The organism is Leptospira congkakensis, from assembly GCF_004770265.1.
In the GTDB taxonomy this organism is placed as follows: Bacteria; Spirochaetota; Leptospiria; order Leptospirales; family Leptospiraceae; genus Leptospira_A; species Leptospira_A congkakensis.
Genome location: NZ_RQGQ01000017.1, coordinates 504903 through 522109, shown reverse-complemented (window position 1 = coordinate 522109; position 17207 = coordinate 504903). Strand labels below are relative to the sequence as shown.

The 17207-nt window shown below is 38.0% G+C and carries 19 protein-coding genes; 12 read left to right on the top strand and 7 right to left on the bottom strand.

Features of this window, described 5'->3' with window-relative positions; genetic code table 11:
• Positions 1-6 precede the first annotated feature (6 nt).
• Together EHQ70_RS16010 and EHQ70_RS16005 are read left to right on the top strand one after the other, a co-directional pair.
• Positions 7-330: a TRL-like family protein gene (locus EHQ70_RS16010; protein WP_135588052.1), complete on the top strand. Its 324-nt coding sequence runs from the start codon at positions 7-9 to the stop codon at positions 328-330.
• Complete coding sequence (locus EHQ70_RS16005) at positions 327-680, top strand: TRL domain-containing protein (protein WP_135588050.1); 354 nt, start codon at positions 327-329, stop codon at positions 678-680. The genes EHQ70_RS16010 and EHQ70_RS16005 overlap by 4 nt, the downstream gene beginning before the upstream one ends.
• Here the strand turns inward: EHQ70_RS16005 and EHQ70_RS16000 are convergent.
• Complete coding sequence (locus EHQ70_RS16000; RefSeq protein ID WP_135588048.1) at positions 677-1633, bottom strand: glycerophosphodiester phosphodiesterase; 957 nt, start codon at positions 1631-1633, stop codon at positions 677-679. The two genes, EHQ70_RS16005 and EHQ70_RS16000, sit on opposite strands and share 4 nt — an antisense overlap.
• A 399-nt stretch (positions 1634-2032) precedes the next feature.
• Here EHQ70_RS16000 and EHQ70_RS15995 point away from each other — a divergent pair, with 399 nt between their 5' ends.
• Complete coding sequence (locus EHQ70_RS15995; protein ID WP_135588046.1) at positions 2033-2521, top strand: helix-turn-helix domain-containing protein; 489 nt, start codon at positions 2033-2035, stop codon at positions 2519-2521.
• Positions 2522-2583: 62 nt separating this feature from the next.
• Here EHQ70_RS15995 and fliG read toward each other — a convergent pair whose 3' ends face one another.
• On the bottom strand, positions 2584-3597 hold the full coding sequence (fliG, locus tag EHQ70_RS15990) for a flagellar motor switch protein FliG (protein ID WP_004785217.1): 1014 nt from the start codon (positions 3595-3597) through the stop codon (positions 2584-2586).
• 255 nt (positions 3598-3852) lie between these two features.
• On the opposite strand from fliG, the gene EHQ70_RS15985 reads away from it, so the two are divergent.
• Both EHQ70_RS15985 and EHQ70_RS15980 read left to right on the top strand, forming a co-directional pair.
• The gene (locus EHQ70_RS15985) at positions 3853-4395 is read left to right on the top strand and encodes a TetR/AcrR family transcriptional regulator (protein WP_244288372.1); all 543 of its coding nucleotides are present in this window, start codon (positions 3853-3855) and stop codon (positions 4393-4395) included.
• A 22-nt stretch (positions 4396-4417) separates the two neighbouring features.
• Complete coding sequence (locus EHQ70_RS15980; RefSeq protein WP_135588042.1) at positions 4418-5386, top strand: MBL fold metallo-hydrolase; 969 nt, start codon at positions 4418-4420, stop codon at positions 5384-5386.
• A gap of 413 nt (positions 5387-5799) precedes the next feature.
• On the opposite strand, the gene EHQ70_RS15970 is transcribed toward EHQ70_RS15980, so the two are convergent.
• Positions 5800-6411 carry a hypothetical protein gene (locus EHQ70_RS15970; protein WP_135588038.1) on the bottom strand — a complete coding sequence of 204 codons (612 nt, stop codon included), beginning with the start codon at positions 6409-6411 and terminating at the stop codon, positions 5800-5802.
• Here EHQ70_RS15970 and EHQ70_RS15965 point away from each other — a divergent pair.
• Positions 6410-7456, top strand: a complete 1047-nt coding sequence (locus EHQ70_RS15965) for a hypothetical protein (protein ID WP_135588036.1) — start codon at positions 6410-6412, stop codon at positions 7454-7456. The genes EHQ70_RS15970 and EHQ70_RS15965 overlap by 2 nt on opposite strands.
• Here the strand turns inward: EHQ70_RS15965 and EHQ70_RS15960 are convergent.
• On the bottom strand, positions 7430-8395 hold the full coding sequence (locus tag EHQ70_RS15960) for a M23 family metallopeptidase (protein WP_135588034.1): 966 nt from the start codon (positions 8393-8395) through the stop codon (positions 7430-7432). The genes EHQ70_RS15965 and EHQ70_RS15960 overlap by 27 nt on opposite strands.
• Positions 8396-8410: 15 nt before the next feature.
• Positions 8411-10867: a sensor domain-containing protein gene (locus EHQ70_RS15955; protein ID WP_135588032.1), complete on the bottom strand. Its 2457-nt coding sequence runs from the start codon at positions 10865-10867 to the stop codon at positions 8411-8413.
• A gap of 239 nt (positions 10868-11106) precedes the next feature.
• Between EHQ70_RS15955 and EHQ70_RS15950 the strand changes: the two genes are divergently transcribed.
• The 4 genes from EHQ70_RS15950 (at position 11107) to EHQ70_RS15935 (ending at position 15114) form a co-directional block, all read left to right on the top strand.
• Positions 11107-11649 carry an LIC20153 family lipoprotein gene (locus EHQ70_RS15950; protein WP_135588030.1) on the top strand — a complete coding sequence of 181 codons (543 nt, stop codon included), beginning with the start codon at positions 11107-11109 and terminating at the stop codon, positions 11647-11649.
• A gap of 69 nt (positions 11650-11718) precedes the next feature.
• Positions 11719-12312 carry an HmuY family protein gene (locus EHQ70_RS15945; RefSeq protein WP_135588524.1) on the top strand — a complete coding sequence of 198 codons (594 nt, stop codon included), beginning with the start codon at positions 11719-11721 and terminating at the stop codon, positions 12310-12312.
• Entirely contained in the window at positions 12312-14495 is a 2184-nt protein-coding gene (locus EHQ70_RS15940; protein WP_135588028.1) for a TonB-dependent receptor plug domain-containing protein, read from the top strand. The genes EHQ70_RS15945 and EHQ70_RS15940 overlap by 1 nt, the downstream gene beginning before the upstream one ends.
• Positions 14470-15114 (top strand): hypothetical protein, encoded by a 645-nt coding sequence (locus EHQ70_RS15935; protein ID WP_135588026.1) that lies wholly within the window; start codon positions 14470-14472, stop codon positions 15112-15114. Before EHQ70_RS15940 ends, EHQ70_RS15935 begins: the two co-directional genes overlap by 26 nt.
• On the opposite strand, the gene EHQ70_RS15930 is transcribed toward EHQ70_RS15935, so the two are convergent.
• Both EHQ70_RS15930 and EHQ70_RS15925 read right to left on the bottom strand, forming a co-directional pair.
• Entirely contained in the window at positions 15111-15635 is a 525-nt protein-coding gene (locus tag EHQ70_RS15930) for a DUF3015 domain-containing protein (protein ID WP_135588024.1), read from the bottom strand. The genes EHQ70_RS15935 and EHQ70_RS15930 overlap by 4 nt on opposite strands.
• Positions 15636-15649: 14 nt before the next feature.
• Positions 15650-15871: a hypothetical protein gene (locus EHQ70_RS15925; protein ID WP_135588022.1), complete on the bottom strand. Its 222-nt coding sequence runs from the start codon at positions 15869-15871 to the stop codon at positions 15650-15652.
• Between the two features lie 188 nt (positions 15872-16059).
• On the opposite strand from EHQ70_RS15925, the gene EHQ70_RS15915 reads away from it, so the two are divergent.
• Both EHQ70_RS15915 and EHQ70_RS15910 read left to right on the top strand, forming a co-directional pair.
• Positions 16060-16983 carry an FAD-binding oxidoreductase gene (locus tag EHQ70_RS15915; RefSeq protein WP_135588020.1) on the top strand — a complete coding sequence of 308 codons (924 nt, stop codon included), beginning with the start codon at positions 16060-16062 and terminating at the stop codon, positions 16981-16983.
• 1 nt (position 16984) lies between these two features.
• Complete coding sequence (locus EHQ70_RS15910) at positions 16985-17206, top strand: transcriptional coactivator p15/PC4 family protein (RefSeq protein ID WP_004785453.1); 222 nt, start codon at positions 16985-16987, stop codon at positions 17204-17206.
• The last annotated feature ends 1 nt before the right edge of the window (position 17207 follow it).

Genomic DNA, 17207 nt, shown 5'->3' with positions numbered 1-17207 from the left:
AATTCTTTGAATCGGACTTTTTTCTTTTCTATTCCACTTCTGGTCTTTTTTAGTTTGTTTTTTGGAAACTGTGCTTCCCCTGGGTTTGGGCCCCGGGGTCTTCTTTATACAAAAACCAAAATTGGAATTTTTGGAACAGGTGAATCTTCCAAAAGACGAGCCACGTCATGCGTACACTCTGTACTTGGCCTTGTTTCTTTTGGAGATGCTTCTTTGGAATTTTTAAAGTCTAGATCCAAAATTCAAAATGTTACTGAAACTAATTGGACAACACTTGCCATCGTTGGAATTTATGCAAACCTCTGTGTAGAAATCTCTGGTAACGAATGAAACTAAATTTCAAATTAAAAACAAAATCATTGGTAATCTTGGTTTCCATCGCCTTAACTCTATCTATTTGCAATTGTATTAATTTAGGCCAACCACAAGGGCTTGGACCTACTGGTCTTTTGTATGCTTCTTATTCTTTAGGTTTGTCCGAACGTAACCTACCCAAACTTCCCTTAAAAAAAGGAAAGTCTTGTGTCAAACGTTACGGTTTCTTTTTTACTTCGGGAAATGCAAGTATCGAATCTGCAGCCAATGCGGGTGAGATTCTAGACATCTATCGAATCGAAAAAGAGGCAACGAATTACCTCTCTCTCTATTCTTCACTTTGTACAGTGGTTTGGGGAATTTAAGGTTTTGGGCGAGTGACACCATCCAACAAATCTGGATAGTCTGATATAATTCCATCCACACCGCAAGAAACCAAACGTTTTATTTCTTTTTCTGAATTGACTGTCCAAGGAATTACAAACAAACCTTTGTCATGCGAATTTTTTACAAACTTAGGAGTTACATACAAAAAGTATGGTGAAATGATGTCCGCTTGTTTCTCTTTTGCTACGGAAACAATTGTATCTCGGTATCCATTTCCAAATCCTATTGTCATTAAAAAACCTTGAAAATATGTCGGAACAAACAAAGCACTGGTTTTCACTTTCGCATTTTTTGCTTTTGAAAAAGCCAAGGTGCGAAGGTCAAAAGATTGGATCGTCGAACGTTCTACAACTTTATACTTTTCAATGATTTGAATTAGTTTTTCCGTATGTTCTTTTACCAAACTATCCGGAGCAGATCCATCATCAGGAAATTTGGTTTCGATATTAAATTCATAAACTTCCTTTGATTTTTTTTCGTAAGAAATTACTTTTTCAAAAAATTCTTCTAAGGACAGAAGTTTGGTTCCAGGCACAGGAATTTGTTTCGGAAAATTAGGATTTTTTTTAGATCCACAATCATAAGATTGTAATTCAGCTAATGTTAATTCATAAAGAGAAGTTTTTTTAAGTTCGGTTCCATCTGCATTTTGACAGATCACTGGGTTTGTATCCGAATCATGATGGATGACAACTTTTTTATCCTTAGTCAGAACGGTGTCAAGTTCCAAGGTGACCATTTTATATTTGATCGCTTCTTCAAAGGCTGGCCAAGTATTTTCTGGTTTAAGACCTCTCGCACCACGATGGCCTTGTAAATCCAAGCCTTTACGCAATCGGTTTGGGGTCTCCACCGTAGCGCAGTTAGTGAAATAAAAGCCAATCAAACTAATAATGATTAAACTGATTCTAAATTTCCGGATTTGGTTCATCAATGGTTTCCTTTCGATCCTTTCTAAAGGATTCCATCTTACGCATCTACGGCGGTGATAAAGAAATTTTTATACTCCCGATTTAAAAAGAAACCTCTGTCTTTTTCTAAATCTAGGAGAATTACGAAGAAATGGACAAAGTTTTACCCCGAAAAGCTTGTAAAATTAGAGAATTCGAATGATCGAAATAAGAAAAGGGTGGAAAAAACGAGTCCACCGCCTAGGGTAACCTCGGTGGTGGACTCCAGAAAGGAAATTTAGCGTAACTTGAGCCTAACGGTTCTTTCCTGCTGTAAGTCAATCCATTCCATGCGAATCTTATTCATCCAGAACGTTAAGAACGGTTTTGGAACCTTTTCAGACCGTTAAAAACGGTATTTTTGAATTTTTTTTTACAACATGGAAAAGCAGAACTATTTTAGAACCTACCGCGAGAAAAGAAAGCTAACACGAGTTGAATTATCTGAGAAATTGGATATACCTCGCTCTGCCCTAGAACTCTTAGAATCAGACGATTGGATCCGATCAAAATTTGATTATGTCGTTTTGGTCGCCAAAGAACTTGGACTTTCTCTCATCGAGCTCATCAAACAAGAATTCGATTACGACTTAGAAAAAGAATTTTTTAACGAAGAAGAATTTGAGGAGATTGTGGCTCGTTATGCCAACGCAAGGGTCACTTTGATTCTTTCGGAACTCAAACTTTTCTGCCGAAATTCCAAAGTTCGTTTGGATGATTTTGATATTACCGAATTATCATTCTCGATGGGAAACCTTCACAAACTCATCACTCTAAACCAAAAATTAGAGAGAAATGAAATTTCTGCCAAAGAAGCTCTGGTTGAATTTCCGCCTAAATGGGGAAAGTTCAGCAATCGCAATAAATAGATTTTTCCAATATTAGAATTTTCTAAAAAACTAAAATAACTTAGAAAAGTAAAACTTGTGGATTAAACCACAAGTTCGTCTTCTCCCGCACGAGCCACAACGATCTCGCCCGCTTCTTCCAGTTTACGAATAATGTTTACAATCTTTTGCTGTGCATCTTCCACGTCTTTGAGTCGTACAGGACCCATAAAGTCCATATCTTCCCGAAGTAGGTTTGCCGCACGTTTGGACATGTTTTTAAAGATTTTATCTTGTACTTCAGAATCCACAGACTTAAGCGCTTTCGCCAAATCAGTGTTATCCACTTCTCGCATGACCTTTTGGATCGCACGGTCATCAAGGAGAACAATATCTTCGAATACGAACATCCGTTTTTTGATCTCTTCTGCAAGTTCGGGGTCTTCTTCTTCCAACGCTTCGATGATGGTTTTTTCCGTTCCCCGGTCTACAAGGTTTAGAATTTCCACCACAGAATCAATACCCCCAGCAGAGGTATAATCTTCAGAAGCAAGAGTGGAGAGTTTACGCTCTAACACCCGTTCCACCTCACGCAGTACGTCCGGTGATACGCGGTCCATAGTTGCAATTCGTTTCGCCACTTCTGCTTGGATCTGGTGTGGAAGGTTCGAAAGGATATTGGATGCTTTTTGTGGATCCAAATAAGAAAGAATAAGGGCGATGGTTTGCGGATGTTCCCCCTGGATAAAGTTGAGGAGGTGGGCCGGGTCAGTCCTTCTGATAAAGTCGAAGGGTCTTACTTGTAAAGACGAAGTGAGCCGGTTGATGATATCGATGGCTTTTTGGTTACCAAGAGCTTTTTCGAGAAGTCCGCGGGCAAAGTCAATACCACCATTGGTGATAAACTCTTGGGCCATCATGAGTTCATTGAACTCAACAAGCACCTTCTCTTTGTCTTCTGGTGTGATTTTATCTAAACGAGCAATTTCGAACGTGATTTGTTCGATCTCGTCTTCACGAAGGTGTTTGAAGATTTCGGAGGCCACTTCGTTTCCAACCGCAACCAAAAAGATGGCGGCCTTTTGTCTTCCTGTGAGCGATGGCTTCTTATTGATCATACTTCTTCCCGAAATCCGTACTACTTAGTTTATCGGCCGAGACTTAAAAAAACAATGAGATTTATTCTTAGAGAAAAATAGAGACTTTCGGTTTAGCCCTTCTCCTCCTGCCTTTGAAAATGGCGATCTATCAAAGCAATGTTTTGGATCAAACCTGGTACTTATGAAATATTGATTCATTTTTATGTTGACCGGTCTATTATTTTCTGATTCAATGCATTTGTGGGTAAAAAAGGCGGAGAAACCAAACAGAAGATGATCGAAGTCATGTCTGGACTTTTAGAAGAATCTGGGTATGAGGCAACGGGTCTTATGGAACTAGGGAAGGAAACCGGTACACCAAAAGGTTCTCTCTACTTCCACTTTCCTGGCGGAAAAGATGAACTCACAAGCCTTGCCCTTCTCCATTCCGGAAACCAATTGAATTTATTTTTCCAATCGGTTCTAGCGGAATCAGAGTCTCCAACACAGGCCATCAAACAAGTATTCCATGCATTGGAAGATCGGATTGTCAAAAGCGAATATAAAAAAGGATGCCCCATCGCCACAACTGCCATGGAAACTGCAGGTTCGGTTCCATCCGTTTCCCATGTTTGTGCCGAAATTTATTCTCTATGGTTAAAAACCTTTGAGACTTATTTAGTGAATCACAGTTACACTCCTCGTGTTGCTAAAAATCTTTCCCTCTCCTTACTTTCTTTATGGGAAGGTGCTTTGTTACTTTCAAAACTCCAAAAGTCACCAGAACCGTTACTAGTGGCTGCAAAAACTGCTGAATTACTTTTCAAACAAAACTAATTTTTTATAGGACAAATCAAAAATGAAACTGACCACTAAATCCAAAATCGTCTTAACCATTAGCCTAACATTTGTTTTTATTTTTTTCTTATTCTTCCTTGGATACCCGAAGGAAGAGATTCCCTCTTTTACGGCAGAAAAAGAAATAACCTCTTCTCTCATCCCAAATCCAATCGGAAAATCAAATCTAGTTTTTTCCATTCTCAAAACGGGAGAAGCAACGACACTGGAAGCCTTTGTCGTAGAAGGTGGTTCCGTATTTAAAACTGTTACAGTTGCTCATTCCGCTTTTTACATCCAACATCCCAAAGGAAATTTTTTATTTGATACGGGACTTGGAACCAAAGTCAAAGAACAGTTCCAAACTTTTCCTTTGTATCTAAAACTTTTAATGGATTACAAACCTTTCCAAACAGCAAACGAACAACTAGAATCCAATGGGGTGGCAATCAATTCCATTCGAGATGTATTTTTTTCCCATCTCCATTGGGATCATGCCAGTGGACTCAAAGACTTTCCATTGGCTAAAATTCATAGTTTGCCAAATGAACTAAATAATCCAAAGGTTGAACTTGGTTACATTTCTTCTCAGTTTGATGGAGATTCTGTCAACTGGAGCCATCTACAATTCCAAAATAAACCTTACACATCTTATGCGAAAAGCATCGATTGGTTTGGAGATGGAACTGTTGTTTTTGTACATATGAAGGGCCATAGCGAAGGTTCTATAGGCCTTTTTTTACATACTCAAAATGGACAAGTTTACTTTCTCACAGGGGACATTGTTTGGCGAAAAGAAGGTTTCACAGAAAAAAAACACAAACCACGCGGTGCTAGATGGATTGTGGATTTTGATACTAAAAGTCTAGGTGAAGAGATCGCTCGAGTTCATGATTTGATCCAAAACAATCCAGAATTACAAATCATCCCGGCACATGACTATGATGTACAAACTGTACTTGGATTTTATCCACAAGTTGTAGGGAAATAGAACTTTAATCCTTCGATGAAACCAAACGGAATGAAAAAATACTCACGAGAAATTTATAATCCAAGATGAAAATCCTAGTACTAGATTTTTTTCTTTGGTCACTTTCGTTAGTGAGTTTCCTTTTATATTTCACGAAAAAAGTGAACCTCTCACTTTTGTACGGAATTGTATTTTTAGGATTCCTTGCTCTTTTCCGAGTCAGTTGGGTCTTGTATAAACTTACCGTTAGAAGGAAAAAGTTTTTTTCCTTCTATTTTGCCTCTATCCTTTCTTTAATAATGAATGGAACGAATTTGAGTTTTTTATTTTTTCTATTTCTTTTGGCCTTAGGTTTTACCGGTACAAATTAGTTTGTTTCGATTTCGCAGCTTGTTTTTCTACGATATTTAAGATTTCAAATCACTAGATAAACTCTATGGTTCCTCTGAATTTTTAGTATCTGTTTGTTTCTCTTGCAAAAGTAAAGATTTGATTCCTTGGATCGATTGTTCCATCCGTTTGATCTCTTCTAACAAAGAATTTCGATTCTCTTGGATATTTTCATGAAACAAATGGGCATTGCCTATCAGCTTATGATAATCCGAAGAGAGTTGGTGGAGAGCAAATTCCCAAGTTTTGGGTTGCATCCGTCTTTTTTTCCAATAGAGTTTTTTTCCAAATCCATAAACCCATTGGCCAAGACCGATGGCATGTAAGGGGATCAGAATGTAGAGCGAAGCGACAATTGGCTTTCCATAAGAGATTTCTTTCGAAAACAAACCCCAAAAATAGATCCAGAGTGCAGATAGTAACAAAACAGCGATGGTGAGATTGGCCTTCGGAGTTTTCGGAGAAACTGAATTGAAAAGCGAAAGGAGGATGACAGAAAAGATAAGTAAAAGGAGAACTTCCCAAGGGACTAAAGTAAAAAATAAATCCCAAAACTTTTGAAAATTCTCCCAACTAGTTTTGATCTGGTTGATGGTAGTTTGGATTTCAACAATTTGGTTTTGGATTTTTTGGAAGAAGTCTGTAATCGCCGTCATGTTGCAAACACTAACTAAAATCAAAAATCATGCAAGTGGTTTCTTTATCAAGTTCTTGGCTCCCAAATCCCCAAGAAACTTACTCATTTTATATGCAATCATTGCCATTCCTTTTTTCATTTATCATGAATCCCATCTGCCATGGCATTATATCTTCGTCCTTTGCCTGATTTCTCTAATTGTCGGACTTTTTATCACTTATGGAAGTTTGTACGTCATCCAACGTTATTGGGCAGAAACCTTTCACCCATTCATCGAATTAGGTGTCGTTGTATTATTTATCTTCGCTTTATGGTTGGCTGAGGTTCTGGTCTTTGAAGCCGGAGCTGTTTTCCTGTTTATATTTGTGGCCATTGCATTTCTCATTCGTGTCCTCCATCTCGAGGAGTATGCTCGCCTTTTAATTGCAGCTTGCCTGATTGCTAGTAACGCACTCATTGCTTTCAAGGCTTTACAAGGTGCAGAAAAATTATCTGCTTATCTCCTTTTCAAAAACAAATACCAAATTGAAGAAAAGGACATGAATGGTTGGGAAGTCACAAACAATAACCAATATTGGAATCAAGAATTGCAGTTTGGGTTTACTCTACCTGAAGGATTTTATTTTTTCAAACCAGAAGATTTAACTATGGAGAACAAAACAGGTGCAGGTCAAATTGCAGGGCTTCTTGCTTTTAGTGATCATGATGCCAACAGATATCCTTTTGTTCGGATCTTTTATTTTCCTGATTATTTAGGATTTCAAGAAAACCAAGCTGTCTCAGAATTTTCTGAATTTCTCAAAATACAAGTGAGTAAGGGAGATATTGAAGACATCCAAGAAATCCAACAAAAAGAATTGGAACCTTTTATTATCACATCCAAGTTTTGGACTTTTTATGACCTACTTAGACCTCGTTATGCGAAAACAGGTTTTGTTTTAGTAGAAACTTCTAACCACGATAAACTTTTATTACACATTACAGAGAATTTAGAAAAAGGAGAAATTCACGAACAAGGCATTCGTGAATTTTTAGCTTCAATTCGATTCGGCAATCGACTGTAAGGCGATCAAAGAAAGAGGATCCACAAGTGTGTCATTGATTTTGGCACCTAAGTGGAGGTGAGGTCCAGTCGACATTCCCGTAGTACCTACAGCTCCAATGATCTGACCTTGTTTTACAACATCACCTACTTTGACTTTGATTTCATCTTGGTGCATATAGAAGGAAAAGATTTTATTCCCATGATCTACAATGGTAAAATTTCCTTCATAATAAGTTTTTCTCGCAAGAACCACAACCCCATCTTGGATCGCAAAAATCGGTGTTCCTGTTTTTCCACGAAAGTCTACTCCACCATGTGGGCGACCTTGTTTGTTATTATAGTCTCGCCTAACATAGAATTTACTAGTAATAAATATTTTTTCTAAAGGATTTTTAAAATTGTTCGCGAATTGTAAGGGACTTTGTTTCGCAAAAGCAGCTTCTTTTGCAGTTTTACATTCTTGGATAAAATCCAAAGTTTCTTTAGGAAGTTCTTTTGTTACAAACTTTTCATCCACTTTGATCTGTTGGTTTTTTTTGATTACTTGAAACTTGGTTGGTTCTAAGATGATTTGGTATTGTTTTTGTCCTCGTTTGACAAAAAAGATTTTTGATACAATTTCGAGGGTCATGGCCCCTGCTGGTGTATCAGGAGAAACAGGCAAAAAAGCAACCATACTCTTTTCCCTTTTGGTTAGGATCACATCTTTTCCAAGCCAACTAACTTTAAAGGATTCATTAATCCATTTTTTATCTTTTGGAGTTAATCGAAGGAAAATCACCTCTCCCCTTCCAAATCGTCTCGCTTCCATCAGGAGCGAAAAATTCTTTTCTTCTTTTTTTACGAAGTAATTGGTGGGAGATACTTTTGCCGATTTTTTTTTCACCTCGCGAGATTCCGCAGGAACAGCACGTACAAAAGATAAAATTAAAATTATAAAAGATAAGAACCGTATCATCTCTTTAAACTTCGGCTATTTTGTTTTAGCGGATTCGTTAAAATTTTTAACGAATGTAACAAAATCTTCAGCAGGTAGAGGTTTGCTATAAAGATAACCTTGGATCATATGGCATCCCAAATCATGCAACAAATCCCTTTGAACAGGGTTTTCTACACCTTCTGCAATGACTTCCATACCCAAAGAATGTGCCATATTGATAATGGCCTTACAAATAGCTCGATCATCTTCGTTTATTTCCAAATCAATCACAAAGGATCTATCAATTTTTAGAACATCTGCATTGATTTTTTTCAGGTAACTCAAAGAACTATATCCAGTTCCAAAATCATCAATGGAAACCTTGATTCCAAGACCTGCTAAGTATTCAAAAGCTTCGATACTTTTTTCTGGATTCTCCATGATGGAACTTTCGGTCAATTCCAACTCGATTTCTTCAGGACGAATACCAAATTGGAGAATTGTTGCCTGAACACGTTGAGACCAATTAGTGCGCGCTAGTTGTTTTCCACTTACATTGATACTTACAGGAAAGGATGGTAGATCTTGACAGTTCCATTCCTTTTTTAACCGACAAGCTTCTTCTAAAACCCAATCACCAATTCTTTCGATTATACCAGAATCTTCAGCAACAGGAATGAATTCTACAGGAGGAACCCAACCGCGTTCTGGATGTTTCCAACGAATTAGTGCTTCTGCACCACAAACCTGATTGGTCACAGTAGAAATTTTTGGTTGGAAAAAAAGAATGAGTTCTTCGTTTTGAATGGCCTTACGTAATGAATTTTCGATGTACAATCTTTTTTCAGAACGAAGGATGAGTTCATTGGTATAAAATTTAAAATTGTTTCTACCGAGTTCTTTGGCTTTGTACATTGCCATATCCGAATTTTTTAATAACTCGGAAGTAGAAACTCCATCATTAGGAGAAAGTGCAATTCCCATACTGATGGTTGTGAATAAATCACGACCCATGATATGAAATGGTTGGCTTAAAATATCTAAAATCTTTTGTGCAAATTCAGCTGCGGCACTTTTATTTAAAACATCTACTTTTAAAATAGCGAACTCATCTCCGCCAAACCTAGCAACAGTGTCAACCTCTGTCATCACACGTTTGAGTCTGGCGGCTACCATTTGTAAAAGAATATCACCTTTGGTATGACCCAAACTATCATTGATAAACTTAAAGTTATCAATATCAAAAAAGTAAAAAGCAAGTAAGGTCTCTGTTGATTTATGATTTTTTAAAGCTTGGTTTGCATGATCGATGAATAATGTTCGATTAGAAAGCCCAGTCAGTGCGTCGTAATAAGCTAAATAACTGATTCTCTCTTCTGATAGCTTTCTTTCTGTAATATCAACACCAAAACTGATAAAACTTTTTTTATTAGTTTCTGCATCATCAATAGGAATGTATTTTCTCAATAAATACGTTACTTTATCGTTACTATCTTGAACAAGTTCTTCAAATTGAACAATTTCGTTTTCTTTGGCAGCAACATCTAAATATTTTTTTCGTTTTTCATGAAACTCTGCTGGAAGTTCTAATTTTTCTGCCAGTTCGGCATCTGTTTTTTTAAACAACCACTTACGAGTTTCTTTATTCGATAAAAAAACAGGATTTGTATATTCATATTGATAATTGGAATTTAACACTGCAATGTCAGAGTCCAAGTTATCTAGAATAAATTCATAGAATGCTTTTTGATTTTTTACTTGTTCTTGGGATCGTTTTCTTTCTGTGATATCACGGAACGTTGCCCAAATCGCCATTTTACCATTTACTGGAAATAATCGAAAAGAAGACTCTGTTGGTATCAACTTTCCTAACTTAGTTTTTAAGGCAGTACTTTCAATTAGATTTCCTTCAAATTCTTCATCCTCATCTACCTCAACAGGAGGCATAAAAAATGAAAATTCTTTGCCTACAATTTCTTCAAGAGGATACTCTAATACAACTACTGCTTGTTTGTTGGCGTTGATGATCTGATTGGTACCAGGATCAATCTGCATCAAAATGTCTAACGATTCTTCAAAAACATTTTGAAGGACGATTACTTTTTCTCTAATTTTGTCATAAGCAATCGATCGGTTCATATCTTCTATGAGCCTTTCAGCAAAATTTAAAATTAAGTCTAAAATTCCAACAGAATAGGTTGGTTCTGCGAGATGCAGAAAGGTAGGATGGGCTGCTTGTTCCAACTCGGTAGGAGTTAATGGTGTTACTGATAATAATATATAGGGTGATTCTGGAAATTGTTCAAAAATGAATTTTTGTTTCTCTAGAACTTTAGGATCATTCCAAAATAAGAAGACAGCTGACTCTTTAATGGTTCCAGGTTTGATATCTAAGATGGAATGAAAACTATGAACATTACAAGATTCAATGTTCGTTATGTCGCGTAGTAATTGATTATAAAATTGATGGTTTGCCTCTTCGATATAGATCGTAATTTGTTTGAGCGACATGACCTTGGCATAGTAGACGACAAATCCTTTTCCTTACAATTGATTTTTTTGATAGTAAGCTGATCTCTATGATCGATACAATCTCATGCTGGCTTACGAAACATAAAAGACCAAAGTTCGTACATTCCCAGGGAATCTGTCATGATTTTGTCAGTTCCTGAAAAAATTTAATCCAACGGTAAAATGAATTTGATTCTCATTACTTGTACCCAAGTTTGGATAAAAAAGACCGAGGTTCTATGAAATCCCTTCAAAATAAGACAAAATTACTAATCCTTTTAAGTTTGGTAGCCGGACTCTCCCTACAATGCGAGAAAAAAGAAGAGGACGACAACACTGCTCTCCTTGCTCTTGCTGCGTTGACTACTTCTTCTGGTGATTGCACAGTTACAGCACCTCCAAGAGCAAGTATCAACACTTGGCAAAGTGCAGTGACTGCAAACGGGGTAGCGACTATCAGCAAAATGGGTTCTGTCCCAGTTGTAGGTCACCAAACGGCAGCACTCAAAATCACTGCAAAAAACGGAACCTCTGTTGCTCTTAACGGAAATTCTTTTGTAATCGTATACCAATCCTCAGCTTGCCCACTAACTACTTCCACTAGAACTGGTTTTACAACTACAAGTCTAAGTGATACTAATAGTGAGTTCACTAATTCGTATACAGTTTCTGGATCAGGATCTATCAATTTTACAGTAGCTGCTGATTATTATATTTTCTTTTATGCAATTCCATCCCGTGGACAAGCAGCTAGCGTAACTTATACTGTTGCAGGCTTATAAAGAAATTTGAAGTTTTTTATCTTTGGAATTCTTTTCCTATTGAGTTTCTGTGCAAGGCAGGAGTCTGCCTTGTCAGATGGGGATTTGTTTGTAAACCAATTGGTCACCAATCTGGTCAATGCTGGGAATCCCAATGCTTTAGATAAAATTGTTTTTTCACGCGCCAATGGCGATGGAAGTTATACAACTAGGTTCAACGCAACCAATTTAGATTTTTATATTTACTTTCAGTTTGAAGGAAATAAACAAATCCCATTTTCAGAAAAAGATTCCCTTACCTGGGATGTTGCATTTAACAGATACAAGGTTGCTACAAATTCTGGCGAAACCAATCGTTTTGGTTTAGGCGGAGCATGTAAAAGTAGTACAACCGATTTTGGAGTTGCAAGTTCCAATTCTGCAGCAAGCCAAGGGTGTAACACATTTACAATCGATGCAGCCACTACCACACAAGGTATTGGTGGAGCAGGAGCAACCTTTGTAGGAAATGGCCTCGTTACTGAGTGGTATTATTATACCATTGGATTCTTAACTCCGAAACCTGATGTCTTTCTCATTCGAGGAGGAACAGGCCTTTCTACTTACGCCATTCATATCGAAAATTATTATAGTGATGCGGGAACTTCTGGTTATCCGACCATCCGATGGAAAAAACTTCCCTAATGCATTCTTTCATTCAGTTTCTATTTCCCATTCTTTGCCTCTTTGTACTTTTTATAGGAGAGGTTCATTCCCAAACACGTCCCAAAGATACGGGAAAAAATACCAAAACTACTGACCAAACGCCCAATACCATTCCTGTTCCTAAAGAATCTGAACCGGCGAAAGATCCGAATGCCCCAACAACAGGAACAACGACTCCCGTTCCAGAAACAGGAAATGTTGATACAACCACTCCTCCGACCACCGAGGAAGCAGATAGATTTAAAGATTTAGATAATAAAAACGGAATTGTGGTCACAGGGTCTCGTGGTGAACGAAGGCTAAAAGATTCTGCTGTTGCAACAGAAGTCATTTCTAGGAAACGAATTGAACAAACAGGAGCGCGTAACTTAGGTGAGGTGCTTGATACCCAACTAGGGATCAACGTAACACCATTTTTTGGTGGATCCCAAATCCAAATGCTTGGTCTCGATTCCAAATATGTTCTTTTTCTCGTAGATGGACAACGTGTTGCGGGTCGTTTGAACAACACAATTGACCTCACTCGATTTAAAGTTCAAAATATTGAACGAATTGAAATTGTAAAAGGAAGTTCCTCTTCTTTGTATGGTGCTGATGCCATCGGTGGTGTGATCAATATCATCACCAAACAAGCGGAAAAACCTGAACACTACCAATTCCGAACTTCTTATGGAAACGGAAGACAAACCAATTTTGGAACTCAAGGTGAAAAGAACATGATCGCCGATGTGGGTTTCAAAAATGAATTTGTAGCTACAAATTTTTTTGGTGGGTTCAACCAATCTGCTGCTTATGATTTAGATCCCAAAACTCCTGCTACTACCGGAAATGCGTTCCAAGATGCCAATATAGGCGGGAACATGATTTTCAATCCAGATGGTCCCCTTAAAGTAAAAACAGGAATCAATTACTTAAATCGAAACCAAGCAGGGATTGATTCGAGAGCCAATGGTGGTGTTTTTGATAGAACCAATTTAACGAACGACTTTCTTGGGTTAGGTGCTATTGAGTATGCTTATGGAAAACGGAATATGGTATCCTTTCGAGGAAACTTCTCTCGTTGGGAAAATCACTATAAATTAGACCAAAGAAATTCTAATGAGTTGGATGTGAAAGAACTCACAAATGAATTTTCATCGCAAGGTGTCGCTCAAATCGATCACGAGATTAATAATGATCATATGATCACTGCTGGGGTAGAATCTTATTCGGAAGAGTTACAATCAGACAGATTACAAAGACGAAATGCTTACCGAACCAGGAGAGCTGCATTCATTCAAGATGAATGGGTTCTTTGGCGCCAAGGTTTTGTTTGGCGACTCGTTCCAGGGGTTCGTCACGATGTGGACTCTCAATTTGGCGGACAAACCACACCAAAAATTGCAACCAAAGTTGATATCACAAGTAACTTAGTTTTTCGTGCTAGTTATGGAAAGGGATTTCGACCACCCTCTTTCCGAGAATTATACTTACGTTTTGAAAACCCTGGTGTCGGTTACGTCGTCGATGGAAATGACAAACTTAGACCTGAAAAATCAACAACGGTTAACGCAGACATAGAATACACTCCCTATAAATTTTGGACCTTATCCTTAAGTGTATTTCGAAATGATATTACCGATCTCATCCAATACAGTTTTGGAACAAGAACCAGTGAATTTGCCAACTTCCAATTAAAGAACGTTCAACGCGCTTATACTAGAGGTGTGGAAGCAGGTTCCCGAGTTCGATTTCTAAAATATTTTGCTTTGGAACTTGGTTACAACCAAACAGATACTAGAGATCTAACAACCGATAGACCATTGGAAGGAAGAGCCTTACACCAAGGAACAATGAACTTTTTTGTAAATGCACCCGGTGGCTGGGAATTTGCACTTCGTGCCAAACGTTTAGACAAACGTCCGTTTTATAGTACAACCAACGAATTTACTGCGGGATCCAGTACAGCTCTCATTGACCAACAAACCAAAAGCGTAGAAGAGAATAACAAAGTTGTTTATGGAAAGGCTTTTACCCTTCTCAACGTTAGAATGGAGAAAAAATTCTTCGACGGAAGGATGTCTTTGTTTTTAGGAGTAGACAACGTCCTAGACCAATACGAGCTTACATACAATCCTATTCGTCCCAGGTTTTACTATGGTGGACTCCAAGCCACTTTTTGAACTCAGTTCTCATAAAACACCATTCCTTGTTCTTGCTCTTTATCTGCTTTCTGGTGTCGTTTTGTACGCCGATGAATCCAAGTTAAATGCAAAACAATCTAAAGTTTTAAAAGAATCTTTTTCTTATTTGGAATCAATCGAACCCAAAAAAATCAAAATAGATAAATCCACTTACAACAAACTCACTCAATTCGAATCTATATTTAAGTTTGGATTTTCAGGAAAAAAACTTTCCCGTTGGATCCAGTCACGAATCAAAAAATATTCTTTCGGTTCCACAGGTGAATACATTGCGATGTATCAAGATGGAGATGTTTTATTAGGAAGACCGTTTTTTAACCTTAATCGATTGGATCGTGTTTTGGTTCTGCTACATGAAGCAAGACATGCTGATGGCAAAAATTATAGTCATGTCGTTTGTCCGGAAAATTTCCAATTTTTGAATCCCCGTGATTGGAACATTCATCCCGCAGGGAAAAAGGGCTGTGATTCCGTTGTGGATGGAAGTTATGGAATTACGGCTGCGTTTTTATTTGAGTTAGGTGCTTACGGATATCTCAACCAAACAGAGGCAGCACATAGATACAATTCTGAAATTTCGCGAGTTATTCGCGATTAATACAAACAAGCTTGTTTTAAAGTTGGATCTTCGGCAATTTTTGATTTTAACCTAGATAAAATTAATTTGGATCTTGGAACAGAGTCATCATTTGTTAATTCAAAAATATAAGAATGTTGTTCTTTCATTAACTTTCCTAGTTCTTGGTCATGAGTTGGACAACCTAACAAAGATGCAATGGTTCTAATTCTTTCCCCTGTTCCTCTAGTTGTCTCCACTTCCAGAGGGCCTTCGTTATAAGTAACAAAAACTTCCTGAATTCGATCGGCACGAACAATCCCATCTGTTGTACAATTCGATGTTCCTGAAGTGATTCCAAAAGTTTGAGAAGACAAACTTCCGTTCGTGGTAGCTGCCAAAACTTGGCCAATGTCATTTTTCCAAACTGGTACCATAGACCCAAGCCCACAGCCGGCCATCCCATAAGGTTCTGCAGAAACTGGATTAGAAATTGTAAACCAAATTACACTAACAAGCGCTAGTTGAATGTTGACGAAAATACGGATACCGAGTCTAGACATATAAACCTCGAAAATTAGATAGAAAATAAGGAATCGGAATTACGGTCGATTTGTGGAAGTTTATGGCCGTGAGCTAAAATTTCCCCTGACATGGAGAGAACGGCCCAGGATTTTTCTTCTTTTGTTTTGGTTTGCATCGATTGGATCATCGAGTTTGTGAATGATTCCAATTTTTGATGAAGTACGGTATTGGGAAGTGGCAACGGTTTCTTTTCTTGTGCTTCAGTCGATCTCATGCAATTTGTTTTCCCCGTTGTCTTTAGGATCGGCGAGGGGGCCGGAATGACTAAAGTTTAAAAACTCCAAAAAATGAGTCAAGAAGAGACATAATTCCGAGGAGGAAAAATGAAAACTCTAACTTCTCCTTTTCCCGAACAATTGCAATGCCAAACTTGACCAAAAACCACCCGTTACGAGGACGACTTTGCTTACCCCTCAGATCAATTTATTTAAAAAATCCAATCCCATCTTAGCCCAAGTTCTGGCAAACACCCGTTTGACTCCCGAACCAGGAAAGGGCAAACGCCCAACGAAGGAAGGAGATTCGGCAGTACATCGAATCACCATCGCTGTAGACCATAATACTTATCCTTATATGATCGGGCAAAGTGCAGGAATCATCCCCCCTGGTGTTGACCCTGAAAAACAAGCCAAAGGATCGGCTGACCCTTCGTTTACCATCCGCTTGTATTCTATCGCCTCACCGTCGTTTAGTTTTGGTCAAACCAAAGACAATATTGAATTCGTGGTGAAACGGGACAATGTGTACGATGAAAATGGAAACCTAGTCCATAAAGGTGTTTGTTCCAATTATCTTTGTGATTTGAAACCTGGTGATACAGTGACGATGACTGGACCTGCAGGGAAAAAGTTCCTATTGCCTCAAGTGGATTATACCGGAGATATTTTCTTTTTTGCCACAGGAACAGGAATCAGTCCATTTTTTGGAATGGTGGAAGAACTTCTCGTCCAGAAACTAATCTCTTTCCAAGGAAATGTTTGGTTGGTATATGGAGCTCCTTATTCTGATGAAATCGTTTTACGTGATTATTTTGAAGACATGGCAAAAAACCATCCCAACTTTCACTTTATAACGGCAATTAGTCGAGAAGAGAAAAATTCTTTTGACGGTGGAAAAATGTACATCACTCACAGAGCAAAAGAAAATGCGGAATCCATTAAAAATGCTGTCAATGGAAACGGTAAGTTTTATATTTGTGGCGGTCCGAAGGGAATGGAAAAAGGAGTCATACAAGAAATCATGTCTGCTTGCGGAACTGATCTTTCTTATGATGAATTCAAAAAACACCTGGAAGAAAAAGAACAACTTTTTGTAGAGACGTATTAAAATGGCAAAAACAGGAATCATTCGAGACATTGACAAAGGTAGGGGAGAAGTCATCCGCGTGGAGATTTCCGAATACAAAGGCCAAACTTTTTTTAATATCAGAGTTTGGTACACAGATCCCAACGGAGAACTAAAACCAACTCAAAAAGGAATCGCTATTGCACCAGCTTTGGTGGGAGATTTAAAAGAAGCAATCGAAGAAGCAGAACGTTGGTTAGCTTAAA

Bases quoted from the DNA above. Each gene is read 5' to 3' on its own strand.
- EHQ70_RS15950 (WP_135588030.1), top strand. From the start codon at position 11,107: ATGAAATCCCTTCAAAATAAGACAAAATTACTAATCCTTTTAAGTTTG.
- EHQ70_RS15970 (WP_135588038.1), bottom strand. From the start codon at position 6,411: ATGACGGCGATTACAGACTTCTTCCAAAAAATCCAAAACCAAATTGTT.
- EHQ70_RS15935 (WP_135588026.1), top strand. From the start codon at position 14,470: ATGGTGGACTCCAAGCCACTTTTTGAACTCAGTTCTCATAAAACACCA.
- EHQ70_RS15965 (WP_135588036.1), top strand. From the start codon at position 6,410: ATGTTGCAAACACTAACTAAAATCAAAAATCATGCAAGTGGTTTCTTT.
- EHQ70_RS15910 (WP_004785453.1), top strand. From the start codon at position 16,985: ATGGCAAAAACAGGAATCATTCGAGACATTGACAAAGGTAGGGGAGAA.
- EHQ70_RS15995 (WP_135588046.1), top strand. From the start codon at position 2,033: ATGGAAAAGCAGAACTATTTTAGAACCTACCGCGAGAAAAGAAAGCTA.
- EHQ70_RS15940 (WP_135588028.1), top strand. From the start codon at position 12,312: ATGCATTCTTTCATTCAGTTTCTATTTCCCATTCTTTGCCTCTTTGTA.
- EHQ70_RS15925 (WP_135588022.1), bottom strand. From the start codon at position 15,871: ATGAGATCGACTGAAGCACAAGAAAAGAAACCGTTGCCACTTCCCAAT.
- EHQ70_RS15985 (WP_244288372.1), top strand. From the start codon at position 3,853: ATGATCGAAGTCATGTCTGGACTTTTAGAAGAATCTGGGTATGAGGCA.
- EHQ70_RS15955 (WP_135588032.1), bottom strand. From the start codon at position 10,867: ATGTCGCTCAAACAAATTACGATCTATATCGAAGAGGCAAACCATCAA.
- EHQ70_RS15960 (WP_135588034.1), bottom strand. From the start codon at position 8,395: ATGATACGGTTCTTATCTTTTATAATTTTAATTTTATCTTTTGTACGT.
- EHQ70_RS15980 (WP_135588042.1), top strand. From the start codon at position 4,418: ATGAAACTGACCACTAAATCCAAAATCGTCTTAACCATTAGCCTAACA.
- EHQ70_RS16005 (WP_135588050.1), top strand. From the start codon at position 327: ATGAAACTAAATTTCAAATTAAAAACAAAATCATTGGTAATCTTGGTT.
- fliG (WP_004785217.1), bottom strand. From the start codon at position 3,597: ATGATCAATAAGAAGCCATCGCTCACAGGAAGACAAAAGGCCGCCATC.
- EHQ70_RS16000 (WP_135588048.1), bottom strand. From the start codon at position 1,633: ATGAACCAAATCCGGAAATTTAGAATCAGTTTAATCATTATTAGTTTG.
- EHQ70_RS15930 (WP_135588024.1), bottom strand. From the start codon at position 15,635: ATGTCTAGACTCGGTATCCGTATTTTCGTCAACATTCAACTAGCGCTT.